Consider the following 1,595-nt stretch of genomic DNA (forward strand, 5'->3'; position numbering starts at 1 on the left):
AGCGGGTTGTCGCCCGTGATCATGACGGTCTTGATGCCCATCCGGCGCAGCTCGTCGAACCGCTCCCGCATGCCCTCCTTGACCACGTCCTTGAGATAGATCACGCCGAGGGCCTTCGGGGCCGCACTGCCGATCCGGGACGCGACGAGCAGCGGAGTGCCGCCTGCGGCCGAGATACCGTCGACGAGCTCGGCGATGTCCTTTCCGACGGTGCCGCCGTTCTCGGTGACCCAGTTGGTGACCGAACCCGCAGCGCCCTTGCGCACCGAGTGGACGCCGTCGGCCTCGTCCAGGTCGACGCCCGACATGCGGGTCTGAGCGGTGAACGGGACCCAGGTGGCGTGCGTCAACTCGCCCTGGGCGCGGGCCCGCAGGCCGTACTCGGTCTTGGCCAGGACCACGATCGAACGGCCCTCCGGCGTCTCGTCCGCCAGGGACGAGAGCTGCGCGGCATTCGCGAGCTCCTCGACGGTCACGCCCTCGGCCGGCTGGAATTCGGCGGCCTGGCGGTTGCCCAGGGTGATGGTGCCGGTCTTGTCGAGCAGCAGGGTGTTGACGTCGCCGGCGGCCTCGACGGCACGGCCGGACATCGCCAGCACGTTGCGCTGGACCAGGCGGTCCATGCCCGCGATGCCGATCGCGGACAGCAGCGCGCCGATGGTGGTCGGGATGAGCGCCACGATCAGGGCGACCAGCACGATCATCGACTGCGGGGCGCCAGCGAAGGTGGCCATCGGCTGGAGCGTGACGACCGCGACCAGGAAGACGATGGTCAGCGAGGCCAGCAGGATGTTGAGCGCGATCTCGTTCGGCGTCTTCTGCCGGGCGGCGCCCTCGACCAGGGCGATCATCCGGTCGATGAACGACTTGCCGGGTTCCGAGGCGATCTTCACCACGATCCGGTCCGACAGCACCTTGGTGCCACCGGTCACCGCGCTGCGGTCGCCGCCGGACTCGCGGATCACCGGCGCGGACTCACCCGTGATCGCCGACTCGTCCACCGAGGCGACACCCTCGACCACGTCGCCGTCACCGGGGATGATCTGCCCGGCCTCCACGACGACATGATCACCGAGTTTGAGCGCGGTGCCGGGCACCTCCTCCTCGGCCTGGCTCTTGGGCCAGTCCAGCAGGCGACGAGCCTTGGTTTCGGTCTTGGTCTTGCGCAGCGTGTCGGCCTGCGCCTTGCCGCGGCCCTCGGCGACGGCCTCGGCCAGGTTGGCGAAGACCGTGGTCAGCCAGAGCCAGACGGTGATCGACCAGGCGAACACGGACGGGCTCGCGATCGCGGAGACGGTGGTGACCACCGAACCGACCTCGACCACGAACATCACCGGGTTCTTGACCATCACCCGGGGGTCGAGCTTCTTCACCGCGTCCGGCAGGGACGCGACGATCAGCTTCGGGTCCAGCAGGCCACTGGCCACTCTGTGGGACGCCGCGCCATCGGTCTTGCCGCCCGGAGAGGGAGAAGACGAAGGAGAAGGAGTGAGCGTGGGGGTGGACATCAGGAGGAGAGACCTTCCGCGAGCGGCCCGAGGGCCAGGGCCGGGAAGTAGGTGAGGCCGACGACGATCAGGACGACGCCCGACAGC

At 69.2% G+C, this 1,595-nt stretch carries 2 protein-coding genes; both read right to left on the reverse strand.

Annotated elements, in window-relative coordinates; translation table 11 throughout:
• A partial coding sequence (kdpB, locus tag AB0Q99_RS34265; RefSeq protein WP_363578177.1) for a potassium-transporting ATPase subunit KdpB occupies positions 1–1,508 on the reverse strand: 1,508 nt, incomplete at its 3' end.
• The coding region (locus AB0Q99_RS34270) for a potassium-transporting ATPase subunit KdpA (RefSeq protein ID WP_363578179.1) at positions 1,508–1,595 on the reverse strand (88 nt) is incomplete at its 5' end. The genes kdpB and AB0Q99_RS34270, both read right to left, overlap by 1 nt.

It is taken from the genome of Kitasatospora sp. NPDC086791 (genome assembly GCF_040685975.1).
In the GTDB taxonomy this organism is placed as follows: Bacteria; Actinomycetota; Actinomycetes; order Streptomycetales; family Streptomycetaceae; genus Kitasatospora.